1 protein-coding gene is annotated in these 917 nt (G+C 68.7%); it reads left to right on the forward strand.

Going from position 1 to position 917, the window contains the following annotated elements:
- The first annotated feature begins 458 nt into the window (after positions 1–458).
- Positions 459–773: a hypothetical protein gene (locus AC3EVP_RS36890; RefSeq protein WP_435138160.1), complete on the forward strand. Its 315-nt coding sequence runs from the start codon at positions 459–461 to the stop codon at positions 771–773.
- The last annotated feature ends 144 nt before the right edge of the window (positions 774–917 follow it).

The following is a 917-nucleotide window of genomic DNA, read 5'->3' on the forward strand; positions in this document are numbered from 1 at the left end:
ATACCTCGTCGTGCCGGACTCGTCGGACCGTTCGATCAGCTCCATGCCGCGGCCCATGCTTCCCAGCACGGTGCGGTCGCGGAAGGGCGGTCGGCCATCGTCCGGCCATCGCGCGGTAACTGTGTGCCCGTGGTGGGGAACACCGGCGCCCGTGGTGACGGCGGTGCCGGCGGTGCCGGTGCCGCCGGTGACGACGCTTCCGGAGGCGCCCGGGACCGCGGTCCGCGGCGGGCGCCAGTTACCTCGCAGTGGACGACCGATGGCCGACCACCCTTCACAGGACAGCGCGGGGCCAGCAAACATGAGGGCGCGACGGGCCCGGCAGCGACGAAGACAGGGTGATCCTCGACGGTCGGCCGGATATGAGCACACCGCTCTCTGACGACACATCACATCCTCCTGCGCAAGTACGTTTCCGCGATAGCGCGATACACAGAAGATGAAAAAGGTGACAGTCAATGGGGTACGTGTTCTCGCTGGTTCTCAGCCGGGAGATTACCGAGGACGAAATGACCACCCTGAAGGCGAGTTGCACCGGCGCTGCCGAATTCGGCACCGACGTGCTTCCGACCGACACCGAAGTCACCGTCACGAGGATGGGCTTCGATGACGCCGTGTCCCCGACGCTGGCCGACGCCATCGAATCAGCTCTTGCGGCGGTGACGGAGTTGCCGGAGATCAGGGTGTCCGAGCTCACCGTCCCGGGGCAGCCGGTTGGCGATGAGGGCGCCGAGGCCAAGGAGCCCGTGGCCGCCGCTGCCGGTACGGACTGAGCGCGGACCGGTCTTCGCGCCGGCGATCCTGGAACGGTGCTGAGGGGACCGTCCGTGGCCAGGGGGCCTGTTCGCCCGTCGAACCCGCCGGGCCGGGGCGTCATCGGCTTCCCGGAGACCGAGGCCGGCCTGCCGTGCAGGGTG

This window comes from Actinacidiphila sp. bgisy144, assembly GCF_057708105.1.